Annotated in this window: 26 protein-coding genes; 12 read left to right on the top strand and 14 right to left on the bottom strand. The window is 54.0% G+C overall.

Annotation, left to right across the window (positions count from 1 at the left end; translation table 11 throughout):
* Positions 1 to 2 precede the first annotated feature (2 nt).
* Positions 3 to 1,931: a threonine--tRNA ligase gene (gene thrS / locus GNG29_RS09555; protein WP_103179305.1), complete on the bottom strand. Its 1,929-nt coding sequence runs from the start codon at positions 1,929 to 1,931 to the stop codon at positions 3 to 5.
* A 315-nt stretch (positions 1,932 to 2,246) separates the two neighbouring features.
* On the opposite strand from thrS, the gene yncL reads away from it, so the two are divergent.
* Both yncL and yniD read left to right on the top strand, forming a co-directional pair.
* Positions 2,247 to 2,351: a stress response membrane protein YncL gene (gene yncL, locus GNG29_RS09550; RefSeq protein WP_309236337.1), complete on the top strand. Its 105-nt coding sequence runs from the start codon at positions 2,247 to 2,249 to the stop codon at positions 2,349 to 2,351.
* Between the two features lie 100 nt (positions 2,352 to 2,451).
* A complete protein-coding gene (gene yniD, locus GNG29_RS09545; RefSeq protein ID WP_103179303.1) occupies positions 2,452 to 2,559 on the top strand; it encodes a small membrane protein YniD in 108 nt (35 codons plus the stop codon).
* A 186-nt stretch (positions 2,560 to 2,745) separates the two neighbouring features.
* Here the strand turns inward: yniD and GNG29_RS09540 are convergent, their stop codons facing one another.
* Positions 2,746 to 2,979 carry a hypothetical protein gene (locus GNG29_RS09540; protein WP_156654356.1) on the bottom strand — a complete coding sequence of 78 codons (234 nt, stop codon included), beginning with the start codon at positions 2,977 to 2,979 and terminating at the stop codon, positions 2,746 to 2,748.
* A gap of 256 nt (positions 2,980 to 3,235) precedes the next feature.
* Complete coding sequence (locus GNG29_RS09535; protein WP_103179301.1) at positions 3,236 to 3,994, bottom strand: YdiY family protein; 759 nt, start codon at positions 3,992 to 3,994, stop codon at positions 3,236 to 3,238.
* Between the two features lie 292 nt (positions 3,995 to 4,286).
* On the opposite strand from GNG29_RS09535, the gene pfkB reads away from it, so the two are divergent.
* The 3 genes from pfkB to GNG29_RS09520 all read left to right on the top strand — a co-directional run bounded on the left by pfkB (position 4,287) and on the right by GNG29_RS09520 (position 6,563).
* Positions 4,287 to 5,219: a 6-phosphofructokinase II gene (gene pfkB / locus GNG29_RS09530; protein ID WP_156654355.1), complete on the top strand. Its 933-nt coding sequence runs from the start codon at positions 4,287 to 4,289 to the stop codon at positions 5,217 to 5,219.
* 87 nt (positions 5,220 to 5,306) lie between these two features.
* Positions 5,307 to 5,597, top strand: coding sequence for a type V toxin-antitoxin system endoribonuclease antitoxin GhoS (ghoS, locus tag GNG29_RS09525; protein ID WP_103179299.1), 291 nt, complete (start codon positions 5,307 to 5,309; stop codon positions 5,595 to 5,597).
* A gap of 105 nt (positions 5,598 to 5,702) precedes the next feature.
* Positions 5,703 to 6,563, top strand: a complete 861-nt coding sequence (locus tag GNG29_RS09520) for a fructosamine kinase family protein (RefSeq protein WP_103179298.1) — start codon at positions 5,703 to 5,705, stop codon at positions 6,561 to 6,563.
* 39 nt (positions 6,564 to 6,602) lie between these two features.
* On the opposite strand, the gene GNG29_RS09515 is transcribed toward GNG29_RS09520, so the two are convergent.
* Positions 6,603 to 7,139 carry a YniB family protein gene (locus GNG29_RS09515; RefSeq protein ID WP_103179297.1) on the bottom strand — a complete coding sequence of 179 codons (537 nt, stop codon included), beginning with the start codon at positions 7,137 to 7,139 and terminating at the stop codon, positions 6,603 to 6,605.
* Between the two features lie 144 nt (positions 7,140 to 7,283).
* Here GNG29_RS09515 and hxpB point away from each other — a divergent pair, with 144 nt between their 5' ends.
* The 4 genes from hxpB to GNG29_RS09495 all read left to right on the top strand — a co-directional run bounded on the left by hxpB (position 7,284) and on the right by GNG29_RS09495 (position 11,066).
* Positions 7,284 to 7,952: a hexitol phosphatase HxpB gene (gene hxpB, locus GNG29_RS09510; RefSeq protein WP_103179296.1), complete on the top strand. Its 669-nt coding sequence runs from the start codon at positions 7,284 to 7,286 to the stop codon at positions 7,950 to 7,952.
* Between the two features lie 148 nt (positions 7,953 to 8,100).
* Positions 8,101 to 8,862, top strand: coding sequence for a 2-dehydro-3-deoxy-D-gluconate 5-dehydrogenase KduD (gene kduD, locus GNG29_RS09505; protein WP_103823845.1), 762 nt, complete (start codon positions 8,101 to 8,103; stop codon positions 8,860 to 8,862).
* A gap of 92 nt (positions 8,863 to 8,954) precedes the next feature.
* Positions 8,955 to 9,545, top strand: coding sequence for a metal-dependent hydrolase (locus GNG29_RS09500; protein ID WP_103179294.1), 591 nt, complete (start codon positions 8,955 to 8,957; stop codon positions 9,543 to 9,545).
* A 129-nt stretch (positions 9,546 to 9,674) separates the two neighbouring features.
* Entirely contained in the window at positions 9,675 to 11,066 is a 1,392-nt protein-coding gene (locus tag GNG29_RS09495) for an L-cystine transporter (protein ID WP_156654354.1), read from the top strand.
* Positions 11,067 to 11,124: 58 nt separating this feature from the next.
* On the opposite strand, the gene cedA is transcribed toward GNG29_RS09495, so the two are convergent.
* Positions 11,125 to 11,379 carry a cell division activator CedA gene (cedA, locus tag GNG29_RS09490; protein ID WP_156654353.1) on the bottom strand — a complete coding sequence of 85 codons (255 nt, stop codon included), beginning with the start codon at positions 11,377 to 11,379 and terminating at the stop codon, positions 11,125 to 11,127.
* Positions 11,380 to 11,574: 195 nt separating this feature from the next.
* On the opposite strand from cedA, the gene katE reads away from it, so the two are divergent.
* Positions 11,575 to 13,833 (top strand): catalase HPII, encoded by a 2,259-nt coding sequence (gene katE, locus GNG29_RS09485; protein WP_156654352.1) that lies wholly within the window; start codon positions 11,575 to 11,577, stop codon positions 13,831 to 13,833.
* A gap of 129 nt (positions 13,834 to 13,962) precedes the next feature.
* On the opposite strand, the gene chbG is transcribed toward katE, so the two are convergent.
* The 7 genes from chbG to osmE form a co-directional block, all read right to left on the bottom strand.
* Positions 13,963 to 14,721: a chitin disaccharide deacetylase gene (gene chbG, locus GNG29_RS09480; RefSeq protein ID WP_156654351.1), complete on the bottom strand. Its 759-nt coding sequence runs from the start codon at positions 14,719 to 14,721 to the stop codon at positions 13,963 to 13,965.
* A gap of 11 nt (positions 14,722 to 14,732) precedes the next feature.
* Positions 14,733 to 16,088: a 6-phospho-beta-glucosidase gene (locus GNG29_RS09475; RefSeq protein WP_156654350.1), complete on the bottom strand. Its 1,356-nt coding sequence runs from the start codon at positions 16,086 to 16,088 to the stop codon at positions 14,733 to 14,735.
* A gap of 102 nt (positions 16,089 to 16,190) precedes the next feature.
* Positions 16,191 to 17,009 carry a transcriptional regulator ChbR gene (chbR, locus tag GNG29_RS09470; protein ID WP_103179288.1) on the bottom strand — a complete coding sequence of 273 codons (819 nt, stop codon included), beginning with the start codon at positions 17,007 to 17,009 and terminating at the stop codon, positions 16,191 to 16,193.
* A gap of 28 nt (positions 17,010 to 17,037) precedes the next feature.
* Positions 17,038 to 17,391 (bottom strand): PTS N,N'-diacetylchitobiose transporter subunit IIA, encoded by a 354-nt coding sequence (chbA, locus tag GNG29_RS09465; protein WP_103179287.1) that lies wholly within the window; start codon positions 17,389 to 17,391, stop codon positions 17,038 to 17,040.
* Positions 17,392 to 17,436: 45 nt separating this feature from the next.
* Positions 17,437 to 18,795: a PTS N,N'-diacetylchitobiose transporter subunit IIC gene (gene chbC, locus GNG29_RS09460; protein WP_103179286.1), complete on the bottom strand. Its 1,359-nt coding sequence runs from the start codon at positions 18,793 to 18,795 to the stop codon at positions 17,437 to 17,439.
* Between the two features lie 81 nt (positions 18,796 to 18,876).
* A complete protein-coding gene (gene chbB / locus GNG29_RS09455; RefSeq protein WP_103823836.1) occupies positions 18,877 to 19,194 on the bottom strand; it encodes a PTS N,N'-diacetylchitobiose transporter subunit IIB in 318 nt (105 codons plus the stop codon).
* A gap of 272 nt (positions 19,195 to 19,466) precedes the next feature.
* Positions 19,467 to 19,808, bottom strand: a complete 342-nt coding sequence (gene osmE, locus GNG29_RS09450) for an osmotically-inducible lipoprotein OsmE (protein WP_103179284.1) — start codon at positions 19,806 to 19,808, stop codon at positions 19,467 to 19,469.
* 231 nt (positions 19,809 to 20,039) lie between these two features.
* Here osmE and nadE point away from each other — a divergent pair, with 231 nt between their 5' ends.
* Both nadE and cho read left to right on the top strand, forming a co-directional pair.
* On the top strand, positions 20,040 to 20,867 hold the full coding sequence (gene nadE, locus GNG29_RS09445; RefSeq protein WP_103179283.1) for an ammonia-dependent NAD(+) synthetase: 828 nt from the start codon (positions 20,040 to 20,042) through the stop codon (positions 20,865 to 20,867).
* A gap of 84 nt (positions 20,868 to 20,951) precedes the next feature.
* Complete coding sequence (cho, locus tag GNG29_RS09440; protein WP_168192013.1) at positions 20,952 to 21,839, top strand: excinuclease Cho; 888 nt, start codon at positions 20,952 to 20,954, stop codon at positions 21,837 to 21,839.
* On the opposite strand, the gene ves is transcribed toward cho, so the two are convergent.
* Together ves and spy are read right to left on the bottom strand one after the other, a co-directional pair.
* Positions 21,808 to 22,365 (bottom strand): environmental stress-induced protein Ves, encoded by a 558-nt coding sequence (gene ves / locus GNG29_RS09435; protein ID WP_156654349.1) that lies wholly within the window; start codon positions 22,363 to 22,365, stop codon positions 21,808 to 21,810. The genes cho and ves overlap by 32 nt on opposite strands.
* 293 nt (positions 22,366 to 22,658) lie before the next feature.
* Positions 22,659 to 23,150 (bottom strand): ATP-independent periplasmic protein-refolding chaperone Spy, encoded by a 492-nt coding sequence (spy, locus tag GNG29_RS09430; RefSeq protein WP_103179280.1) that lies wholly within the window; start codon positions 23,148 to 23,150, stop codon positions 22,659 to 22,661.
* Between the last annotated feature and the right edge of the window lie 276 nt (positions 23,151 to 23,426).

The following is a 23,426-nucleotide window of genomic DNA, read 5'->3' as shown; positions in this document are numbered from 1 at the left end:
CCTTATTCCTCCAGTTGTTGAAGACTGCGGCTGCGAATCTCTTGTTGCAGCTTCTCAATCACTTCACTTACGTCCAGGCTGCCCAGGTCTTTACCACGGCGGGTGCGAACGGCAACTTTGCCTGCTTCCACCTCTTTATCACCACAGACCAACATATACGGGACACGACGTAAAGTGTGCTCGCGGATTTTAAAGCCAATCTTCTCATTTCTCAAGTCTGCTTTTACGCGAATGCCCGCATTTTGTAGTTTCTGCGTCAATTCTTTAACGTAATCAGCCTGAGAATCGGTAATGTTCATCACCACTACCTGCACCGGCGCAAGCCAGGTTGGGAAGAAGCCAGCGAACTCTTCGGTCAGGATGCCGATGAAGCGCTCCAGAGAACCGAGAATCGCACGGTGAATCATTACCGGAACCTGACGCTCGTTGTCTTCGCCAACGTAAGAGGCGCTTAAACGCTGCGGCAGGGAGAAGTCCAGCTGTACAGTACCGCATTGCCATGCACGATCGAGGCAGTCATACAGGGTAAATTCAATTTTCGGACCGTAAAATGCGCCTTCGCCCAGCTGGTATTCAAACGGGATACCGTTCTCTTCCAGCGCGACGGCCAGGTCCGCCTCAGCACGATCCCAGGTCTCGTCACTGCCGATACGTTTTTCAGGACGAGTTGAGAGTTTGACCACGATCTTCTCGAAGCCAAAGGTGCTGTACATATCGTAGACCATACGAATACAGGCGTTAACTTCATCACGCACCTGATCTTCAGTACAGAAGATATGCGCGTCATCCTGCGTAAAGCCACGAACACGCATCAGGCCATGCAGCGCGCCTGATGGCTCGTTACGGTGGCAGCTACCGAACTCCGCCATACGCAGCGGCAGGTCGCGGTAGGATTTCAGACCCTGGTTGAAGATCTGAACGTGACCCGGACAGTTCATCGGCTTAATGCAGTATTCACGGTTCTCAGAAGAGGTGGTGAACATTGCATCTTTGTAGTTGTCCCAGTGGCCGGTTTTTTCCCACAGCACACGGTCCATCATGAACGGGCCTTTCACTTCCTGATACTGGTACTCTTTCAGCTTGGAGCGTACGAACGTCTCCAGTTCGCGGAAGATAGTCCAGCCATCGTTATGCCAGAACACCATACCCGGCGCCTCTTCCTGCATGTGATACAGGTCGAGCTGTTTACCGATTTTACGGTGGTCACGCTTCGCCGCTTCTTCCAGACGCTGCAGGTACGCGTTCAGGGCTTTTTTGTCGGCCCAGGCGGTACCGTAAATGCGTTGCAGCATCTTATTGTTGCTGTCGCCACGCCAGTAAGCGCCTGCGGTCTTCATCAGCTTGAAGTGATGGCAGAAACGCATGTTCGGCACGTGCGGTCCACGGCACATGTCGACATATTCTTCATGATGATACAAGCCAGGCTTATCATCATGGGCAATGTTTTCATCAAGAATAGTGACTTTGTAGGTTTCACCACGCTTCACGAAGGTTTCACGCGCTTCGTGCCAGCTCACTTTCTTCTTAATGACGTCATAGTTGCTCTCAGCCAGCTCGTGCATACGCTTTTCGAGGGCTTCGATATCTTCCTGGGTCAGGGTGTGGTCAAGGTCAACGTCATAGTAGAAGCCGTTGTCGATAACCGGGCCGATAGCCATTTTGGTGTGAGGCCACAGCTGTTTGATCGCATGACCGAGCAGGTGTGCGCAGGAGTGACGAATGATCTCCAGACCTTCTTCGTCTTTCGCGGTGATGATCGACAGCTTCGCATCGTTTTCAATTAAATCGGAAGCATCAACCAGCTCACCATCTACGCGGCCAGCAATAGTGGCTTTCGCCAGTCCCGGGCCGATATCCAGCGCAACATCCATTGGGCTGACGGCGCGGTCAAAATGGCGTTGGCTGCCATCAGGAAGAGTAATAACAGGCATTTTATATCCTTATTTGCAGTGATGCCCCACACATAAGAGCATATGCAAAGAAAATAATCTTTAATTTACAGTGGATTGCAAAACCATCTGACCAACAATCGTCAAATTGGCCCGCAACCATGCACAGGATCGAAATCAGATAAATGACAATTTACGATCAGCCCGAAGATGGTAACACTAACAAAAGGGTGAAAACACCCTTTACAGGCAGAATGAACGCGTTAGTACTTTTGCATGAGTTTGACGTGGAATTTCAGACAGCTGCTCGCAATAGCGGGCTGCTAAGCTATTCTTGAAAAGGTCCTTCAACATTCCATGGGGCAAATTATGAACGTATCCAGCAAAACAGTCGTTATCCTGAACATTCTTTCTGCCACCGCCTTACTCGTCATTCTGGCAGATAAGTTTCACTGGTTTTGACGCGTGTTGTTGCAGGCGCCTGAGGATGTAGCATCCCGGTGAAGCGCAATTATCTTTGTTCTTTGGTAAACTCCATGAATCAATGAACAAGGATGATCGGATGCCAACGAAACGCTTTACAAAAAAACACTGGAAGATGGTGATTGTGTTAATCGCCATCTGCGTTGCCATGCTGTTATTACGCTGGGCGGCAATGCTTTGGGGTTAATCGTCTCGCCTTCCCCTACGCCATAACGATATTTCGCGTCTTGTAGGTAATAATGGCGCGAATATAAAATCGCGTTCTATATAACTTTACAAAAATGACAAAAATAAAAAAACCGGTACATCAAAATCCGGTTTTTTTAGTGGCAATAACAGCCCGTAAATGAATGGAGATAATCTGACAAATCGATCAGGACCATTCCCCGGCGACCAGTTTATGCACGTCGAATGCGTCATCCATGGACTGCCCGGTAGATTGCGAACCCGGGGCGATGTTTGATCCGGCTTCTACATCAGAGGCTTTGGTAATGCCGATTTGTGTAGAGGTGTCACTGGCAGAGTTATATACAGCGTCAGCGGCAAATGCGCCGAATGACAGTGCAGAAAGCACCAATGCTGCAGATGCAGTTGCGATTTTATTCATAATGTTTTTCTCTTACTGAATTAATACAGACCAACTTAAGGCAATATCTAGCCTGTGTTCATAGTTTAGATCTGGATCACACTTTTGCATAGTCAAAATATTTATCAATTCGTGTCAAATAAACTGAATAGTTAACGAAGCGAGGAATTATGGAGAGAATATGGAGATATCGGCTGCCGCTATATTCTAAAACAGTGTTTATTATTTATCAGCACAAAAATTAAAAACGGGCCAATATATTCTTGGCCCGCGATAATTACATTTTGTAGCCCAGAGAGACGGTGGTTCTACGATCGGTGTGTTCCGGCGCAGACGCTGGCGGCTCGGAGTTCCAGGTCACATTGTATGCAACTTTCAGCCCGAAATGGGCGTTGATTGCCACGTTAAGCGCGGTTTCGGAGTTGACGGTGGTGTCGTCAGCGCCAAAGACAGAAACGCCCTGGCTGAATTTCGCGTTATCGGTCATCTGCCATGCATAAGTTCCGGACGCGTAGCCCAGCGGCTGAGTTTCCGTGTCGCCGTCAGTGTATTCGTCATAACGTACGCCTGGACCAAATTCAAAGCGGAAGCTGTGTACCGGACCGTTCAGGAACTGCCGACCGTAACCGGCGGTCGCAACGTCACGCTCACGATAGCCGTTATAGCGATCGGTTAACCAGCTTGCCTGGCCAAATAGATAGTCATAGTCGGTCACATTGAAACGGCTACGCCCACCTACCGCATATTTCTCGGAAGAACGCTCATCGTTAGAAGAGGTGTTACTTGCGTTACCCCACAGCGACCAGGCGGTAGTATTGCCGTACCAGGTCAGGGTGGTGTCTGCGGTCAGGGAGGAGCTTTTCGTATTGCCCGATTGCGCCAGATAACCTGCGTTAAGGTTGCCTTCGAAGGGTTTCTGTGCAGTGGAGGGATCATCCATGACAGTAAAAACGGAATCATCGGCTGCTGCATTCATTGACGCAAGCAGACCTCCCGCTAACATCATCGCAGCGGGTACTGTCTTTAAGAGCTTCATTTATAAAGAGTCCGTACAACAAAAAAAGAGACCATTACGGTCCCGGAAACTTTCTTGCGGATCAATGCCATGGGATCCTTGGAAAGGTAACAAATTATAAAAAGGCTCAAATAACATAGCAATGATTTCTTGTTTCATTTTTGGAATAAGAACGATCTCAAAGCCCTCTAATATTTATAAAAAACAGTCACGTTACGTAAAGATATTTATATTAGAAATCATATTGTTATTTCTTTCGCTTCTGTGGGTTCGGTGCCAGGCTTAATGCAAACCTCACTTACAGGAGATAAGCATGGATCGTATTTTTACGTTGACGCTCTCCCCTTCCCTGGACAGCGCTACCCTGACGGCACAAATCTATCCTGAAGGTAAACTCCGCTGCAGCGTGCCGGTCTTTGAGCCCGGCGGCGGCGGCATTAACGTCGCCCGCGCTATTACGCACCTTGGCGGAAAAGCCACAGCCATCTTCCCCACGGGCGGTGCGACGGGCGAACATCTCGTCTCACTCCTTGCCGACGAGCAGGTTGCCGTCGATACGGTTGAGGCCCGGGACTGGACCCGGCAAAACCTGCATGTTCACGTTGAATCCTCTAACGAGCAATACCGCTTTGTGATGCCTGGTGCGACATTAAGCGAAGATGAGTTTCGCCAGCTTGAAGAGAAAGTGCTGGCCATCGAAAGCGGCGCATTGCTGGTTATCAGCGGCAGTCTGCCACCCGGTGTGAAAACCGAAAAACTGACGCAGCTGATCCGCGCTGCCCAGCAGAACGGCATTCGCTGCATTGTCGATAGCTCCGGGGAGGCGCTCAGCGCCGCGCTGACGCTTGGCAATATTGAGCTGGTAAAACCTAACCAGAAAGAGCTGAGCGCGCTGGTCAATCGTGACCTCAGCCAGCCAGACGATGTGCGTAAGGCCGCCGAGGAGTTAGTGAAAAGCGGCAAAGCGCGGCGGGTCGTCGTCTCCCTGGGACCGCAGGGGGCGCTGGCCGTTGATGAAACCGGCTCGGTACAAGTGGTACCGCCGCCGATGAAAAGCCAGAGCACCGTCGGCGCAGGTGACAGCATGGTCGGCGCCATGACCCTGAAACTGGCGCAGGGCGCATCCTTACGGGAGATGACCCAGTACGGGGTGGCAGCAGGCAGCGCGGCGACCATCAATCACGGCACCCGACTCTGCTCGCTGGAAGACACGCAAAAAATATTCAAGTATCTGGCAAATGCGTAATGACAGCCCTCCCGGTTAGCCGGCGAGGGCGACAAATAGCATGAATCGACTATGCTAAAAAATTTCGGGATAACAACGAGGTGAATGATGAGTAGTGGAGAGATCGCGCGCTACGTGGTAACCATTAAAGTGCATGAAGATACGCTGACCGAGCTCAACGAAATGAACAACAACCTCACCCGCGGAGGTTTTTTACTGACCATGACTGACGATGAGGGCACGCTGCATGAGCTGGGCACCCATACTTATGGTCTGGTTACCCCGCTGGGTGAAGACGAGGTGAAGGCGCTGGCGTCGGGGCTGGTTGAGAGCGCAACCGGGAAAGAGCCGCAGGTTGAAGTCACGCGCTGGGAAAACTGGCAAAAAGAGCAACAATAAATGCCCGAGGGCCAACCAAACGGCCCAACTGTGCGTTAGCTCGTATTTTTTTACCATAGTTTCACGCTAACTTTATGATCTGGCAGACAACATGGGAGAGCGATCATGTGGCAGGCTATCAGTCATCTTTTGAGTGAACAGTTGGGCGAAGGTGAAATTGAACTGCGTAATGAGCTGCCAGGAGGCGAAATCCACGCCGCGTGGCATCTGCGCTATGCAGGCCTCGATCTCTTCGTAAAATGTGACGAACGTGAACTGTTACCGATATTCACAGCAGAAGCCGATCAGCTGGAACTGCTCTCCCGCAGCAAAACCGTATCTGTTCCTACAGTCCGGGCCGTCGGTAGCGATCGTGACTACAGTTTCCTGGTGATGGACTATCTCCCTCCCCGCCCGCTCGACGCGCATAATGCCTTTATTCTGGGGCAGCAAATCGCCCGCCTGCATCAGTGGAGCGAGCAACCACAGTTTGGCCTCGATTTTGACAATGACCTCTCCACCACGCCTCAACCCAACGCCTGGCAGCGACGCTGGTCAACCTTCTTTGCCGAACAGCGCATCGGCTGGCAGCTGGAGCTGGCAGCGGAAAAAGGGCTGGCGTTCGGCAATATTGACGCCATTGTCGATCATATTCAGCAGCGCCTGGCCTCGCACCAGCCGCAGCCTTCGCTGCTGCATGGCGATTTATGGTCGGACAACTGCGCGCTGGGGCCGAACGGCCCCTACATCTTCGACCCGGCCTGTTACTGGGGAGACAGAGAGTGCGATCTCGCCATGCTGCCGCTCCATCCTGAACAGCCGCCGCAAATTTACGACGGCTACCAGTCGATATCACCCCTGCCGGCAGATTTTCTGGAAAGGCAACCGGTGTATCAGCTCTATACGCTGATGAACCGCGCCATTCTGTTTGGTGGGGAGCATATGGTGAATGCGCAGCGAGCGCTGGAGCGGGTACTGGCGGCATAACGCGCAGGCTGCCGGGCTTCAGCGCCCGGCAGCGAACGCTTAGATCAGGCCGAGCAGCGAAAACAGGAAATACCCGGCGACGATCATCAGCACGGGCAGCACGTAGAGCGTGAATATTTGCAGGAAAATAGTGTTATTCGGTACCACAATACGTGATTCGATCTGCTCACGGGTCAAGCCCTCCTCCCCTCTCGCTTTCTCCAGAATCAGCTGCGCCTCCAAACCTTCGCGGATCATGCGCGTCTGGCGGCGCATCCGCGCTCCCGAGGCCTGCAGCGCGAGGGCAATAAAGATCAGGGCAAAAATAATCCAGAACGCGATGTTCATCCCCTGCCGAAAATCAGGCGTCGGCGAGTTGTACCAGAAAAAGTTCAGGAATGGGGTATTGAACCGCATCATCTCAATCATGACATGGGCAAAATCAAGCATCACGGCATTAATCCCGGCCTGCTTCTCGCTGTGGTCATAGATAAATTTCAGAACAGAAATAATGGTCGAGATAACTGATGGGATAAAAATCACCCATCCGGCGATCTGTTTCAGTATCGCAACGCGACCAGCTTGTTGATATGTCATGGGTTCCTCATTATGAAATTACATCCTTTGTGGCTAAGTTTACCTGCTGGATCTCATTTTCGCCCGCTCTTTACTGGCGATATGCTAAATTGCCAGGGTGAGGTAGCGCTTACCGCTGCTAAAACCAACGAAAGGAGAGGTTGCATGTCGACGCCACGTCAAATTGTTGCTGCCATTTTTGATATGGATGGATTACTGATTGATTCTGAGCCGCTGTGGGATCGGGCTGAACTGGATGTAATGGCGAGCCTGGGTGTGGATATCAGCCGCCGTCACGAGCTGCCGGATACCCTCGGCCTGCGCATCGATATGGTGGTTGATCTCTGGTACGCCCACCAGCCGTGGGTAGGTCCAGGCCGGGATGAAGTGACCGATCGCATTATCAACCGCGCCATTACGCTGGTGGAAGAGACCCGTCCCTTACTCAAAGGCGCGCGTGAGGCCGTATTACTCTGTAAAGAGCAGGGACTGAAGGTCGGTCTGGCCTCCGCCTCGCCGCTGCATATGCTGGAGAAGGTGCTGATCATGTTCGATCTGCGCGACAGCTTCGACGCGCTGGCCTCGGCAGAAAAGCTCCCGTACAGCAAGCCGCATCCGCAGGTCTATATGGATTGCGCTGCGAAACTGGGCGTCGACCCGACCGCCTGCGTGGCGCTGGAAGACTCGGTAAATGGCATGATTGCCAGTAAAGCGGCCCGGATGCGCTCAATTGTTGTTCCTGCGGAAGAGAACCAGCACGATGCGCGTTACGCACTGGCCGATGTCAAACTGACCTCCCTGCAGGCACTTACCGTGGCGCATCTGCGCGGGTAATGGTCACTGGCGGGCAGCACCCTGTTGCCCGCAAACATGACCGCCTTAAAAATTTTTGAAACACCATTTCATTTTAATTTGATCTTCCTGATAACTGATTCTATGCTTACCTCAGAACAACTATATCCCCCTACACACTGAGGTCTGTATGATACTGGATGCCTTTAATCTTTCAGGAAAAGTTGCCATCGTTACCGGCTGTGATACCGGCCTCGGCCAGGGCATGGCGCTGGGTCTGGCCCAGGCTGGATGCGATATTGTCAGCGTCAATCGCCGCGTTCCGGAAGAGACAGCCGCAGGCGTGAAGGCGCTGGGGCGCCGGTTTCTGGCTATTCAGGCCGACCTCAGCAAGCAGGATGCCATTGAAAGTCTGGTTGAACAGGCGGTGACCGGCATGGGGCGGGTCGATATCCTGGTGAATAACGCCGGAACCATTCGCCGGGAAGATGCGTTGACCTTCAGTGAGAAAGACTGGGATGAGGTGATGAACCTCAACCTGAAGTCGGTCTTTTTCCTCTCTCAGGCCGTGGCCCGCCAGTTTATTGCCCAGGGGCAAGGGGGCAAAATTATCAATATCGCTTCCATGCTCTCCTTCCAGGGGGGGATCCGCGTTCCCTCTTATACCGCGTCAAAAAGCGGCGTGCTGGGGCTCACCCGGCTGCTAGCCAACGAGTGGGCACAACATGGTATTAACGTAAATGCCATCGCCCCGGGGTACATGGCGACCAACAACACCCAGCAGCTACGCGACGACGAACAGCGCAGCAAAGAGATCCTCGACCGTATTCCGGCGGGTCGCTGGGGCAAGCCGGACGATCTCCAGGGCCCGGCGGTGTTTCTGGCCTCTTCCGCCTCGGACTATGTGAACGGTTATACCCTTGCCGTCGATGGTGGCTGGCTGGCGCGTTAACAGCTTTGTGACAAAGAGTTACACCGTCACTACTTCCGTATACTGTATAAAATCCCTATACTGGATGCATCGACAGTTTAGTGGGTTTTATCATGACGGCGGAAGGTCATCTGCTTTTTTCTCTCGCCTGCGCAGTGTTTGCCAAGAACGCTGAGCTTACACCGGTGCTGGCGCAGGGTGACTGGTGGCATATTGTGCCATCGGCGGTTTTGACCTGCCTGTTACCGGATATCGATCATCCTAAGTCGCTGCTCGGGCAGCGGCTGAAGTGGATCTCCAAACCCATTGCCCGCGCCTGCGGCCATCGTGGGTTTACCCACAGCCTGCTGGCGGTGTTCGCCGCCCTGACCCTCTTCTATTTAAAAGTGCCCGACAGCTGGCTTATCCCCGCAGACGCCATTCAGGGAATGGTGCTGGGTTACCTGAGCCATATCCTGGCCGACATGCTCACCCCGGCAGGGGTTCCCCTCCTCTGGCCCTGCCGCTGGCGTTTTCGTTTGCCTATCCTCCGCCCGCAAAAAGGTAACCAGCTGGAGCGTGCGCTGTGCATGGCCCTGTTTGCCTGGGCCGTCTGGATGCCTCAGACGCTGCCTGAAAACGGTGCCGTGCGCTGGTCTTCGCACATGATCAATTCGCTGCAATTTCAGTTCAACCGCTTTATTCATCTGCAAAGTGAGCAGTAACTGGACAAACTTAACCGTTTTGGCATAACCCATTCCATTTGGATATAAGCGACTGGATCACACTTCTGCTAACCTTGCGCCAACAAGGTCGGACTGATACCGATCTGATATTAAATCAGGAGAACGGGGATGAATTTTCCATTAATCGCGAACATTGTGGTGTTCGTCGGCCTACTGCTGTTGCTGGCGCAGGCGCGTCATAAACAGTGGAGCCTGGCTAAAAAAGTGCTGGTCGGTCTGGTCATGGGCGTGGTCTTTGGCCTGGCGCTGCAGGCCATTTACGGTTCCAGCAATCCGGTACTGAAAGAGTCTATTCAGTGGTTTAACATTGTCGGCAACGGCTACGTCCAGCTGCTGCAGATGATCGTCATGCCGCTGGTCTTCGCCTCTATTCTGAGCGCGGTTGCCCGTCTGCATAACGCCTCCCAGCTGGGGAAAATCAGCTTTCTGACCATCGGTACGCTGCTGTTTACTACGCTTATCGCGGCGCTGGTCGGTGTGCTGGTCACCAACCTGTTTGGCCTGACGGCAGAAGGCCTGGTGCAGGGCACCGCGGAGACCGCGCGCCTGACCGCCATCGAGACCAACTATGCGGGTAAAGTGGCGGATCTCACCGTTCCGCAGATGCTGCTCTCCTTTATCCCGAAAAACCCGTTTGCCGATCTGACCGGGGCCAACCCGACGTCTATCATCAGCGTGGTAATTTTTGCCGCCTTCCTGGGCGTAGCTGCCCTGAAGCTGCTGAAAGATGATGCGCCGAAAGGCCAGCGCGTACTGACCGCCATCGATACCCTGCAGAGCTGGGTGATGAAGCTGGTGCGTCTGGTGATGCAGCTGACCCCGTATGGCGTTCTGGCGCTGATGACCAAAGTGGTTGCGGGCTCGAACCTCCAGGACATCATCAAGCTGGGTAGTTTCGTGGTGGCCTCGTATCTCGGTCTGGGCATTATGTTTGTGGTTCACGCCATTCTGCTCAGCGTAAACGGCGTCAGCCCGCTGAAATACTTCCGCAAAGTGTGGCCGGTACTGACCTTCGCCTTTACCAGCCGCTCCAGCGCCGCCTCCATTCCACTGAACGTGGAAGCGCAGACCCGTCGTCTGGGCGTGCCGGAATCGATTGCCAGCTTCTCTGCCTCCTTCGGTGCAACGATTGGCCAGAACGGTTGTGCGGGTCTCTACCCTGCCATGCTGGCGGTGATGGTTGCCCCAACGGTTGGGATTAACCCGCTGGATCCGGTATGGATTGCGACCCTGGTGGGGATTGTCACCGTGAGCTCTGCCGGTGTGGCCGGTGTGGGCGGCGGCGCAACCTTCGCGGCACTGATTGTTCTGCCTGCGATGGGTCTCCCGGTAACGCTGGTGGCTCTGCTGATCTCCGTTGAACCATTGATCGACATGGGGCGTACCGCACTGAACGTCAGCGGCTCCATGACCGCCGGGACGCTGACCAGCCAGTGGCTGAAGCAGACCGACAAAACTATCCTGGCAAGTGAAGATGACGCGGAGCTCGCGCACCGTTAATCGCCTTCTGAGTTAAAAAAAACCGCCTTCAGTAATGACGGCGGTTTTTTTATCTCTGTTAATCCTCAACCTCTTCATCCTGACGGACCTGTAGCGCCCAGCGCTGGGCTGATTCCGGTACGGTAAAAGCTGGAGAACGACAAAAACGCTCCCCGATCAGCACAAAGGCCACATATTTGCCGCGTAACAGCCAGACGTCACGAAAGCCATCCATTTTGGTGGCATGTTCTGGCGGCGCAGGTTCAACGCGAGGCTGGTAACTGATCACAGGGCGGTTTTGTTGGCGAAGAGGTTTCATAAGCAGCAGTTTCACTAAACAAGCATAAAAATCAGCAAATTCTTATCATAGCCGATTGCCCCTCCTGCGTCGCGCCTCACGTGTCTTATGCAACATAAGCTCTGACCTTAGATCGGCCTTTCACCCGGTTTATAACCCGTAATGTTCTATAGTTATTGAGTTTTGACGCAAAAACGGCCGCATTTCAGCAATGAAAAGGAGACGAGTGCAATGTCGCAAAATGATAAGACCCATAAACCTGAACAATCCCCGCTTCACGATGCCAGCGAAGCGAAACCCGGAATGGACTCGCTGGCCCCGGCAGACGGTTCTCACCGCGCAAGTCCAGTCCCTACTCCGCCAGGCCAGGAGCCGACGGCTCCCGGCAGCATGAAGGCACCTGATACCGGCAACCAGAAACTGAATGCGCTGGAGGGGGTTCGCAAAGGGGGGGAAAACTTCCCGTTGACCACCAACCAGGGTGTGCGTATCAGTGACGATCAGAACTCCCTTCGTGCCGGTACGCGCGGTCCCACCCTGCTGGAAGACTTTATCCTGCGGGAGAAGATCACCCACTTTGACCATGAACGTATCCCGGAGCGCATCGTACACGCCCGCGGCTCCGCCGCACATGGCTATTTCCAGCCTTACAAAAGCCTGAAAGAGATTACTAAAGCCGATTTCCTGTCGGATCCGGATAAAATCACGCCGGTTTTTGTACGCTTTTCCACGGTACAGGGCGGCGCAGGTTCCGCCGACACGGTGCGCGATATTCGCGGTTTCGCCACCAAGTTTTACACTGATGAAGGCGTTTTTGATCTGGTGGGCAACAACACACCGATCTTCTTTATTCAGGACGCACACAAGTTCCCCGATTTTGTTCACGCCGTAAAACCGGAACCTCACTGGGCTATTCCCCAGGGCCAGAGCGCACACGATACCTTCTGGGATTACGTGTCGCTGCAGCCGGAAACCCTGCACAACGTGATGTGGGCGATGTCCGACCGCGGCATTCCGCGCAGCTACCGCACCATGGAGGGCTTTGGCATTCATACCTTCCGGCTGATTAACGCCGAAGGCAAAGCCACCTTTGTGCGCTTCCACTGGAAACCGGTCGCCGGTAAAGCCTCGCTGGTATGGGATGAGGCGCAAAAGCTCACCGGGCGCGATCCAGACTTCCATCGCCGCGATCTGTGGGAATCCATTGAAGCGGGCGACTTCCCGGAATTTGAGCTCGGTTTCCAGCTGATCCCGGAAGAGGACGAGTTCAAGTTTGATTTTGATATCCTCGATCCGACCAAGCTCATTCCCGAAGAGCTGGTGCCGGTTCAGCTGGTGGGCAAAATGGTGCTCAATCGTAACCCGGACAACTTCTTTGCCGAAAACGAGCAGGCCGCGTTCCACCCAGGGCATATTGTCCCCGGGATGGACTTCACCAACGACCCATTACTGCAGGGGCGTCTGTTCTCCTATACCGATACGCAAATCAGTCGTCTGGGCGGGCCTAACTTCCACGAGATCCCAATCAACCGACCAACCTGCCCGTACCATAATTTCCAGCGGGACGGGATGCACCGCATGGAGATCGACACCAACCCGGCGAACTACGAGCCAAACTCGATCAACGACAACTGGCCGCGCGAAACGCCGCCGGGGCCAAAACGGGGCGGATTCGAGTCCTATCAGGAGCGCGTGGAGGGATCGAAGATCCGCGAGCGTAGCCCCTCTTTCGGTGAATACTATGCCCATCCGCGCCTGTTCTGGCAGAGCCAGACGCCCGTTGAGCAGGATCATATTGTGGGCGCCTTCAGCTTTGAGCTGAGCAAAGTGGTGCGGGCCTATATCCGCGAGCGGGTGGTCGATCAGCTGGCCCATATCGATATCACGCTGGCCCAGAAGGTGGCGGACAATCTGGGCATCACCCTTACCGACGAGCAGCGTAACCTGGCTCCGCCGCAGGATGTGAACGGCGTACAAAAGGATCCCTCCCTCAGCCTGTATGCAGTTCCTGGCGGCGATATCAAAGGCCGTGTGGTGGCGGTATTGCTGAACGATACTCCACGGGCCAGCGACGTGCTGGCGGTGCTCCAGGCGCTCAAGGCCAAAGGCGTCCATGCCAAACTGCTCTATTCGCGCATGGGTGAAGTCACCGCCGATGACGGCTCGGTACTGCCAGTGGCGGCCACCTTCGCCGGTTCACCGTCGTTGACCGTCGATGCGGTCGTCGTGCCGTGCGGCGATATTCAGAGCCTGCTGAATAACGGCGACGCGGCTTACTATCTGCTGGAAGCGTACAAGCATCTCAAGCCGATTGCGCTGGCTGGCGATGCCCGTCAGTTTAAGCCGCTGCTGAAGGTGGCAGATCAGGGCGAAGAGGGTATCGTCGAAGGCGATACGGCTGCGGGTGCATTTATGGATGAACTGACGTTGCTGATGGCGGCGCACCGGGTATGGTCGCGCAGCAGTAAGATTGACCAAATACCTGCGTAAAAAAAGCCGGGTGGCGCTTGCGCTTACCCGGCCTACGGTTCCGTGTAATTTGCTAACCGGATAAAACCCGGCGCAAGGTTCCATTGAATTTGTAGGCCGGGTAAGGCGAATCCGCCACCCGGCATTTCCTCACAGATCCCCGAACGTTCCCAGACGATACCCGCGCTCGGCAATCGCATACTTCAGCGACGTCGAGGTCAGCACCTCCATCTCCGTCAGTCGTGGCCAGCAGTAAGCGCTTTTACGGATCGTATTGTCGATAAAGGCCGGATGCGCCATCACCTCCAGCGACCGCTCTCCCTGCTGTACGGACCTGTCCAGTACGCTTAAAAACAGCGCTTCACTGATTTCATCGCCATAAAATGCGCTACTGAAACCGTCCGTCGTGGGCGGCAGATCGCCCCCCATTTCGCCGGGCATGTCGACCTGACGATCCACACGCAGCGCCACCCCTTTGCGGCGGGCAAACTCGGTCAACAGCGGGAAGATGGCCGGGATCATATGCACGTGATGATGGCTGTCGATATGGGTCGGTTCGCGCCCGAAGAGATCGACGAAGCGATTGAACTGACAGTCCAGTTCGCGGGCGATCTCCTCCAGGGGTAACGTCCCCTCCTCTGCCCTCTCCCAGATCCATTTGCCCAACACCCCCTCCCGGGTCAGCCCTGGCATAGCGGTTAGCGGCATACCAAGGGTCAGAACAAAGTGCATGCCCACGCCCAGATCGGGCAGATCCCGGCTGAGCGCCGCGGCGTGCTCAATGGCTTCACCGTTCACCATCGCGGTGGTGGAGGTCACCACGCCGTGCCGACAGGCTTCCACGATGCCGTAGTTCTGCCCTTTTGAGAGGCCAAAATCATCGGCATTGACGATCAGCAGATATTCCATAGCGATCCCTCTTAGTGCTGCTCGCTTTTCAGTTTATCGATCGTGGCGGCGAAATTCGGCAGCCATTTTTCATGGGCCAGGATCAGATCCCGCGCCAGCTTCTCGGCATCACGATCGGAGTGCACCAGCGGGCTCAGGTTCAGCGCCAGCAGCACGTCGTTCAGCTCGCCGCTGATGGCCGCCTGGCTTGCCGCCACTTCAAAGCCCTTGATGGTGTGGATGAGGCCCATCACTTTATCATCGAAATGGGTCAGTCGCGGATGTGGCTTCGCCCCGTAACGGCCCAGGATGCAGGTCATCTCCACCGCCCAGTCCGCCGGGATGTTATCGATGTGGCCGTGGTGCGGCACGTTGACGTAGTGTTCCGCCTGCTTGTCGTTGTAGATAGCGTTGATTACTTCGCAGGCCGCATCGGAGTAGTATGCTCCGCCGCGCTGCTCCAGCTCTTTCGGCTTCACGTCCAGATCCGGGTTCTTATAGAGCTCGAACAGCTGTTTTTCCACCTTCTGCACCACCTGCGCGCGGGCACCGCCTTTGTAGTATTCGCCCATCTCGATCGCCAGCATCTCTTTCAGCTTGAAGTAGTAGAGCAGATAGGAGCATGGCAGCAGATTCAGGGAGCGGATCAGCCCTTCGCTAAACGGCAGGTCAAAGATGTTCTTCACCGAACTTGCTTTCAGAGTGCCGCTGGCAACGCCATCCAGCAGCTCCGGGAAACGTGATTTGCCGTTGACCAGGACATCCTTGATAAAGACCATGTGGTTCAGGCCAAACAGGTCGATAGAGAGGTCGTCGTTGTCGGTCAGGGCCAGCACGTCGTGAATAAACATCTTCATGCCGATAGGGATATTGCAGACCCCAATGAAGCGTTTGAACCCGGTATGGCGATAGACCGCTTCGGTGACCATCCCGGCCGGGTTGGTGAAGTTAATCACCCATGCCTGGGGGCAGATCTCCTGTACATCTTTAATGATGTCGAACACCACCGGAATGGTGCGCAGCCCTTTGAACAGGCCGCCTGCACCGTTGGTCTCCTGGCCCAGATAGCCGTAGCTCAGCGGGATACGCTCATCCAGCTCGCGCGCTTTCAGCTGGCCGACACGCAGCTGCGTCGTCACGAAATCGGCATCTTTCAGCGCCTGACGACGGTCGAGGGTTTTATGCACGGTCATCGGCACACCCGCTTTTTTCACCATACGCTGGCACAGGTCGAAAATAATATCGAGCTTCTCCTGGCCCTCGGCCACGTCAACCAGCCACAATTCACTGACCGGCAGTTCATGATAACGCTTAAGGAAGCCTTCCAGTAATTCCGGGGTGTAGCTGCTTCCGCCGCCGATGGTCACTACTTTAAGTTTCTTTTGCATAATATTCTCCCTGGAGATCCGCTTTTTAAGTATAGCGATCCCGTCCCATTTATATTGGGCAAGCCTGTTAATCGATATTCCCGGCGGTAAACCCGCCGGACGTTAATTAATAACTGTGAGGTTTTTCCGGTAGCTGTTAGGGGTAAATGAGGTCAATTTCTTAAAGGTTTTAATAAACAGACTCGGACTGCTATAACCGGATTCGTAAGCAATATCCGTCACCGAATAATTGGTGATTTCCAGCTGTTTTCTGGCGAAATTGATCCGTATTTCATTAATAATCTGCATCGGTGTTTTCTGGTAATAACGCTGGGTGGCACGGGTCAGGTATTCCTGGGATTTTCCCGATAGCGCCACCATATTTTCCAGCGCGTTTTCACCAAAACGCAGCTTGTCATGCATCATTTCAACGGTCGTGCGCAGCCATTGCGGAATATCGTCGGTTGCCTGCTGCTCTTCGCGATAATGGCGTAGCCGATTGACGACGTAAAAGGTCACCGTTTCAATAAATTCATCGAATTCATTGTCGCGGAAGTTGAGTGAGGCAATAACAGTGTCGATCCAGTTCAGGAATTCACTTTTAACGTGATAAACCTGCGATGCAACAAAGCAGAACGGCAGCAGCGGCGAGTAGTGGGTTTCGAAGAAGCGTTTACTGATGCCGACGTTGAGAATGCGCGTGGCACCAAAATCGTAAAAGCTCTGATGGTGAGAACCCATCGGGATAAAAACAAAATCCCCACGCTCCAGCAGCACCCGCTTGCCGTTGATCTCCTGGAAATAGCGGCCGGTCAGCACGATGGTGAACTCATAGTAGTCATGCTGATGCAGACCGCTGATGCTCTCCACCTTGTTGTAGATAAAGACATGAAAATTTTTACCATTAAACAGCTGTTGTTCCCGGGCGGTAGTGATTTCCATGGCGCTGACCTCCTGCTATCAGTCTGACCTACTGCATTTTCTCATGAAGTTCGATGAGTTCCGCCACCAGCTCACGCGCCAGCATGGAGGTCATCAGATGGTCCTGAGCATGTACCAGCACCAGGCTGACCTTCATTTTACCTTCACCCTGATCGCTTTCGATCAGTTTTGTTTGCACCAGGTGCGCTTCATTGAGCGCGGTGCGCGACTGGGCCATCATCTCTTTCGCGGTGTCGAAATCGCCCTGCTTGGCTTTTTTCAGCGCAGCGTACGCCAGGCTGCGCGCCTGACCGGAGTTGATGATAAGCCCCATCACCACTTCTTCAAGATCGTTCTCTGCGACCTCTTCCGCTTCTGCAACTACATTCTCTAAATCAAACATGTTTTCTCTCCTGTAGTGACGCGGGTCGCCCCGCGTCATACGACATCAGAATTTCAGTGCGAGGGCGATATCCTCTTCGCTCTCTTCTTCATCAATGGTGGTCTGGGCTTTATTGGCGATGGCAACGAATGGCATATAGAGCAGGGTTGCCACACCCAGGTTAAATATCGCCAACAGGAAGGCCGCTACGCTGCCGTTGGTGTTGAAGAAGGCGCCCAGACCGGCTGGCATGGTCCACGGTGCAATGTTAGTGACCGGCGGGATGATGCCCAGGTAGTAAGCCGTCAGGGTAATGGCCGCCAGCAGCGGCTGCACCAGGACGAACGGAATAAACATCACCGGGTTCATGATAATCGGCAGACCGAACAGGATGGGCTCGTTAATCTGGAAGATGCCTGACGGCAGGGCCAGCTTCGCCACCTGACGATGATCCGCACGACGGGAGGTGATAAATACCGCGATGATCAGGCCCAGCGTTGCCCCGGTACCGCCCAGGAAGATGTAGGAGTCCAGCATCGGTTTCGCCCACACGTGGAAGGTTTTACCGGCCGCCAGCGCTGCGTCAACGGAGCCGTACTGCTGATAGAGCGCCACGTTTTCCAGCGCCCATGGGGTCATGATGCCGCTGTCCAGCGCAGCCAGCGCCAGAGAGCCGTGAACACCGAAGAACCAAAGCAGGGAGGTGAAAATCACGTAAGCCCAGCCTACCACGCCTCCCATGGATGCCAGCGGTGTGGAGATGGTGTCCATGATGATCTGGTGGAAGTTGGTGCCCCAGTGTGAGAGCGCCCAGGCGATAGTCCCCATGATGGAGAGAATAATGAAGCCGGGGATCAGCGCCGAGAACGAGCGCGATACCGATGCCGGAACGCTGTCCGGTAAGCGAATCACCCAGTTGCGTCGAATAATAAAGGTGAACATCTCCGCCACCACCAGACCGATCACAATGCCGGAGATGATGTTTGCCCCGCCCAGCCAGTTGGCGCCCACTGCGTAGGCTTCGCCCACGCTGTAAGGGGTGACGGTCATAAACGCAGCGACAGATAATAAACCGGCGGCCAGTGAGTCGACTTTACGCTCTTCTGCCAGCGCCATCCCGATAAAGAAAGGTGCCATCAGCGACATAATACCCAGCGTACCGTTGTACACATTGCCGCCGATGGCCTTGAAACCATTCAATGTTTCAATAGTTGAGGGATCTAAACGCACGCCTAATGAATAGAAAAATGAACCATCACCGAAGCTAAGAAAAACGTTGTTAATTAAAACGAACATGGCCCCGGCCAGTGTTAACGGCATTACTTTAATAAAACCGTTTTTAATGGCGTTGACATGCGGTTGCTTTCCTATTTTAACTGCAAAAGGAAGGAGTACCTTTTCAAGCGCAGCAATAAATCTACTCATAGAAAATACCCTTAAATGCCGCAATAATATTGCGGCGTAAATGTGTGAAATTGCTCTTTGACGGGAAAAATAAAAATTAAATTAATTAGCAGCTTTTTTAATCGCCGCTACTGCAGCTTTAAGAACACCCAAACCATCCACTTTGCCGTACAGGGCAGAGTCGATCACTTCAACCGGTTTATTCGGTAACAGACGCTGAATTTCTGGCAACATATAGGCAATTTGCGGCCCCAGCAGTACCACATCGGCACTGGTGCCTTTTTCGCCTGCCAGCGTTTCCGGGAAGGCTTCAATGATAACCGGAACTTCGTACTTCTCGGCCTGCGCGCGCATCTTTGACACCAGCAGTGACGTTGACATGCCTGCTGAGCAAAACAGATAGATATGTTTCTTTTCCATAATGACTTCCCTCTTATATAGCCACCGCGTTAGCTGCGACTTCAGCACCGTTACCGGGCGTTCTTCTCGCAGGCTGGTCTGATGGGATGAGTATACGGCAAGCGAAAAGGCTGTGGTAATCCAGGATGTTTTGGAATTGTCTCTCATTGACCTGCGGTTATGACAACCTTCACATTTCAGGCAAATAATTCGCGATAAGAAATAAGATTATAGGGGGGAAAAAGAAAAACCGGCCAGTTGGCCGGTTTGGATCTGCTCAGGCAAAAGGGTTATCAGGCTTTAGGTGCCTGCGGATCGGTGTCATATTCCGCGCAGGTCTGGTAGCCAGAGTTCATAACGTGACCTGTGTCATCTAATGCAACAAAATAGGTTTCGGTTTTACCATCCCGTTGACCCAGGATATAGGTCTGGCAGGTACCGCGAGCGTGGATCATCGTCACTTCAGAGGATGGCTTACCGGCCAGCTGCTCGACCTGAGCGCGGCTCATCCCTTTCTTAACATCTTTGACCACAGGCTCTTTAAACTGATCGGTTGTGCGGTCATAAGCGGTACAGCCCGCCAGTAAAGTCAGTACAGCCGCTGCGCCTAACATTCCTGCTACGTTCTTGTTCATATTCCGTCCTCTTGTTTATCAGCGTGTTAAGTAAGCCTGGAATAGAAAACCACATTTTTCAACCTCAAGCGTGACGGCAAAGTTTTTTCGGAAAATTCCGGCAAAACAAAAATAACCTGCTAAATCGCTCTATTTCGCTCCATTCAAATTTGTGATCCTTGTCGTTTTACCCATCACAGGTTAGCTTTAACAGTACATTCATCAGGCAAATTTGTGTAACGGAGGGGCTAGATGGCTCTGCAACAAGAGATTATCCAGGCACTGGGTGCAAAACCCACTATCAACGCGGAAGAAGAGATTCGCCGTAGCGTCGATTTTTTGAAATCCTACTTAACCCGCTTCCCGTTTCTGAAAACGCTGGTGCTGGGCATCAGCGGCGGTCAGGACTCTACGCTCGCCGGGAAGCTCGCCCAGATGGCGATCAACGAACTGCGTGCCGAAACGGGGAATAACGACCTGCAGTTTATCGCGGTGCGCCTGCCCTACGGTGTGCAGTTTGACGAGCAGGATTGTCAGGATGCCATCGCGTTCATCCAGCCCGATCGCGTGCTGACCGTCAATATTAAAGAAGCGGTGCTGGCCAGCGAAAAAGCGCTGCGCGAGGCGGGCATTGAGCTGAGCGATTTCGTCCGCGGTAACGAAAAAGCCCGCGAGCGCATGAAGGCGCAGTACAGCATCGCCGGGATGACCAGCGGCGTAGTGGTGGGGACAGACCATGCGGCAGAAGCCCTGACCGGCTTCTTCACCAAATATGGCGATGGCGGTACCGACATTAATCCGCTGTTTCGTCTCAACAAGCGCCAGGGCAAACAGCTGCTGGCCGCGCTGGGCTGTCCGGAGCATCTGTATAAAAAAGCCCCTACCGCAGATCTGGAAGACGATCGCCCTTCCCTGCCTGACGAAGCTGCGCTGGGCGTGACCTATGAAAATATTGATGATTATCTGGAAGGTAAGACGCTGGACGAAGGCACCGCCCGCATTATCGAAGGCTGGTACCTGAAGACCGAGCACAAACGTCGCCCGCCGATCACGGTGTTTGACGACTTCTGGAAAGCGTAATCTGACGGGGCGGCTTATGCCGCCTCTTTTTTAACCGCACCACTGCTGCTACACTGTATGCCTGAACAGTATCAGGAGTATGTTGTGAGCAGGCGTCAATCGGCACCGCGGCTTGAATTTGAAGCGGCAGCAATCTATGAATATCCCGAACATCTGCGCCCGTGGCTTGAGGCACTTCCCAGGCAGCCAGGCGTCTACTTCTTTCATGGCGAAAGCGATGCCATGCCGCTTTATATCGGCAAGAGCGTCAATATCCGCAGCCGGGTGCTGTCGCATCTGCGCACGCCGGACGAAGCCGCTATGCTGCGCCAGTCCCGGCGCATCACCTGGACGCAAACCGCGGGCGAGCTGGGCGCCCTGCTGCTGGAAGCGCGTTTAATCAAGGAGCAGCAGCCGCTGTTCAATAAACGATTACGTCGCAACCGCCAGCTCTGCTCGCTGCAAATCACCGAGGGTAAACCGCAGATCGTCTATGCCCGCGAGGTCGATTTTTCGCATACCCCGAACCTGTATGGCCTGTTCGCTAACCGCCGGGCGGCGCTGCAAACCTTACAGACGCTGGCCGACGAGCGACAGCTCTGTTACGGCCTGCTGGGGCTGGAGTCGTTAAGCCGCGGGCGGGCCTGTTTCCGCTCCGCCCTGAAGCGTTGTGCAGGGGCGTGCTGCGGGAAAGAGAGCGTGGAGGAGCATCAGCAGCGGCTGGTTGAAGGGTTGCAGGCGATAGGCGTCACCTGCTGGCCGTGGGACTGCGCCGTGGCGCTGAAAGAGTCGCGCCCGGAGATGACCCACTACCACATTATCCATAACTGGCTCTGGCTGGGCGCGGTCGAAAGCCTGGACGAGGCGGCGGAACTGCTGCGCACGCCCGCCGGTTTTGATCAGGATGGGTATAAAATACTCTGCAAGCCGCTGCTGGCGGGCAAGTATGAGATCATTCCGCTCAGTGGCCCGGAAGCCAGAAAATCTCGCTGAACAGCAGGGTGCCCTCGTCCTTAAGCAATCGCAGGGTATGGTCGCCCTCATGCCAGTACGCCCCCTGATCGGCGGTCAGCAGTTTATCACCCAGCTGCCAGGCGCCGCTCAGCACAAACACCACGCCGCCGCGTGACGCGAATGTCGTGAAGGTGCGATCCGCCACCCGCACCTTAGCCCGGCAGCAATCCCGGCGGGTCATAATGTTAAAGTCCATCGACATCTGCCCTTCCAGCAGCTGCGCCTTGACCGGCAGTTCTCCGGCAAAGCTGAAGGGTTGATGACGCCGCAGCGTGTGATTAAACGCCTTTCCACCATCCAGATGCACTTCTCCCCCTTCCAGCAGGGTGATCACCCGATCAACACCGGGGGAAACAGAAAAATCACCGTTGCTGGCAAGGGAGGCAATACTGGCGCGCCAGTTAAAGTCCCGGGTTGCAGGAGGGAAACAACATATTTCGCGCGTCTCTCCCGCGCCGTTGCGCCAGAGGTTAACCGGCATTTTGCGGATATCGAAGAATTCCATCACCACTCCAAATGGCGCAATACACGCCAAAGCACCCCGCCCAGGGCGGTCGCTTTTTGTTTGTTATCGTTAGGTCGCTGCAGAACAGTATCGGCAGATGTGCGAGTGGGCCTTAGTCTGACGACAAAAAAAGTAACGTCAGAAATTTCAAACACATTCTGCAAATCGATAACAGGAGAATACCGGGATGGCGGCGGCTGGCAAGAGGCTGGAAAAGAAAAAACCGCCGGACCTGCCCACAGCAAATCTGCTTGAGTGGACAAGACTCCGGCGGTCTTGAATAGCTGAACCGATTATTCGGCTGAGGTGGTCATTTTACCTTTCGCCGCGGAACGTTCTGTCAGACGCTTCTCAAAATTGGCATTAAACTGCTTTTTCTGTTCCGGGGTAAGGATGTTGTAAATCTTGTTCTGGGTTTCCATGTGCGCCAGCATGCGGGCTTTATGCTGCTCAGCCATCTTATCAACCTGCGCTTCGGCCTTCGCTTTATCGAAGGCGTCGCTGGCGATGATGTCATGCATTGCGCGGCGCTCTTCTACCGGCGGACGCTTCATCTGGTCACGCTGGCTTTTCATGATGTCGCGGATCTGCTCTTTCTGCGCATCCGTCAGGTTCAGGTCTTTAAACATCATGTCGTGATGCATGCCCGGCTTACCTTTGTGATGCATCATTTTGCCTTCGGTCGGTGCAGCCGTGGTGGTGGTGGCGGTATCAGCGGCGAACGCCGCGCTGGTAGCGCCCAGAGCCAGGGTAGAGGCAACAAACAGTGCAGTTAATTTACGCATAATTTTGTCCTTCCTTTCAGTTATTCTTCGGCGCTATGCCGTGTTGACGAGATTAACTTTACGGGGTTTATCGTCAATTAGTCAGAGCAACGGTAAAACAGTGAAAGTGTAAAAAACAAATTATCGTCAAATATGGAGAAAATAAGGATAAAGCGTGGAGAGTTGAAACAAAAATATGCATGCAGATGATTTTAAAGAGATTGTGGAGAAGTATACCGACAAACAGATTAATAATAAAGCAAACAACCAGGAATAATCCGTAATAAAACGGCAGTC

Origin of the sequence: Leclercia sp. Colony189, assembly GCF_009740165.1 — a bacterium.
Classification (GTDB): Bacteria; Pseudomonadota; Gammaproteobacteria; order Enterobacterales; family Enterobacteriaceae; genus Enterobacter.
Note: the sequence above shows the minus strand (reverse complement) of the source record. Positions and strands in the feature narration are given on the sequence as shown.

Excerpts from the sequence above, each read along its gene's own strand:
- GNG29_RS09495 (WP_156654354.1), top strand. The coding sequence starts at position 9,675 with ATGAATTTTCCATTAATCGCGAACATTGTGGTGTTCGTCGGCCTACTG.
- yniD (WP_103179303.1), top strand. The coding sequence starts at position 2,452 with ATGCCAACGAAACGCTTTACAAAAAAACACTGGAAGATGGTGATTGTG.
- kduD (WP_103823845.1), top strand. The coding sequence starts at position 8,101 with ATGATACTGGATGCCTTTAATCTTTCAGGAAAAGTTGCCATCGTTACC.
- ghoS (WP_103179299.1), top strand. The coding sequence starts at position 5,307 with ATGAGTAGTGGAGAGATCGCGCGCTACGTGGTAACCATTAAAGTGCAT.
- chbR (WP_103179288.1), bottom strand. The coding sequence starts at position 17,009 with ATGGAAATCACTACCGCCCGGGAACAACAGCTGTTTAATGGTAAAAAT.
- GNG29_RS09520 (WP_103179298.1), top strand. The coding sequence starts at position 5,703 with ATGTGGCAGGCTATCAGTCATCTTTTGAGTGAACAGTTGGGCGAAGGT.
- GNG29_RS09500 (WP_103179294.1), top strand. The coding sequence starts at position 8,955 with ATGACGGCGGAAGGTCATCTGCTTTTTTCTCTCGCCTGCGCAGTGTTT.
- yncL (WP_309236337.1), top strand. The coding sequence starts at position 2,247 with ATGGGGCAAATTATGAACGTATCCAGCAAAACAGTCGTTATCCTGAAC.
- nadE (WP_103179283.1), top strand. The coding sequence starts at position 20,040 with ATGGCTCTGCAACAAGAGATTATCCAGGCACTGGGTGCAAAACCCACT.
- osmE (WP_103179284.1), bottom strand. The coding sequence starts at position 19,808 with ATGAACAAGAACGTAGCAGGAATGTTAGGCGCAGCGGCTGTACTGACT.
- chbA (WP_103179287.1), bottom strand. The coding sequence starts at position 17,391 with ATGTTTGATTTAGAGAATGTAGTTGCAGAAGCGGAAGAGGTCGCAGAG.
- katE (WP_156654352.1), top strand. The coding sequence starts at position 11,575 with ATGTCGCAAAATGATAAGACCCATAAACCTGAACAATCCCCGCTTCAC.
- thrS (WP_103179305.1), bottom strand. The coding sequence starts at position 1,931 with ATGCCTGTTATTACTCTTCCTGATGGCAGCCAACGCCATTTTGACCGC.
- chbG (WP_156654351.1), bottom strand. The coding sequence starts at position 14,721 with ATGGAATATCTGCTGATCGTCAATGCCGATGATTTTGGCCTCTCAAAA.
- chbC (WP_103179286.1), bottom strand. The coding sequence starts at position 18,795 with ATGAGTAGATTTATTGCTGCGCTTGAAAAGGTACTCCTTCCTTTTGCA.
- GNG29_RS09515 (WP_103179297.1), bottom strand. The coding sequence starts at position 7,139 with ATGACATATCAACAAGCTGGTCGCGTTGCGATACTGAAACAGATCGCC.
- GNG29_RS09535 (WP_103179301.1), bottom strand. The coding sequence starts at position 3,994 with ATGAAGCTCTTAAAGACAGTACCCGCTGCGATGATGTTAGCGGGAGGT.
- spy (WP_103179280.1), bottom strand. The coding sequence starts at position 23,150 with ATGCGTAAATTAACTGCACTGTTTGTTGCCTCTACCCTGGCTCTGGGC.
- hxpB (WP_103179296.1), top strand. The coding sequence starts at position 7,284 with ATGTCGACGCCACGTCAAATTGTTGCTGCCATTTTTGATATGGATGGA.
- chbB (WP_103823836.1), bottom strand. The coding sequence starts at position 19,194 with ATGGAAAAGAAACATATCTATCTGTTTTGCTCAGCAGGCATGTCAACG.
- GNG29_RS09540 (WP_156654356.1), bottom strand. The coding sequence starts at position 2,979 with ATGAATAAAATCGCAACTGCATCTGCAGCATTGGTGCTTTCTGCACTG.
- pfkB (WP_156654355.1), top strand. The coding sequence starts at position 4,287 with ATGGATCGTATTTTTACGTTGACGCTCTCCCCTTCCCTGGACAGCGCT.
- ves (WP_156654349.1), bottom strand. The coding sequence starts at position 22,365 with ATGGAATTCTTCGATATCCGCAAAATGCCGGTTAACCTCTGGCGCAAC.
- GNG29_RS09475 (WP_156654350.1), bottom strand. The coding sequence starts at position 16,088 with ATGCAAAAGAAACTTAAAGTAGTGACCATCGGCGGCGGAAGCAGCTAC.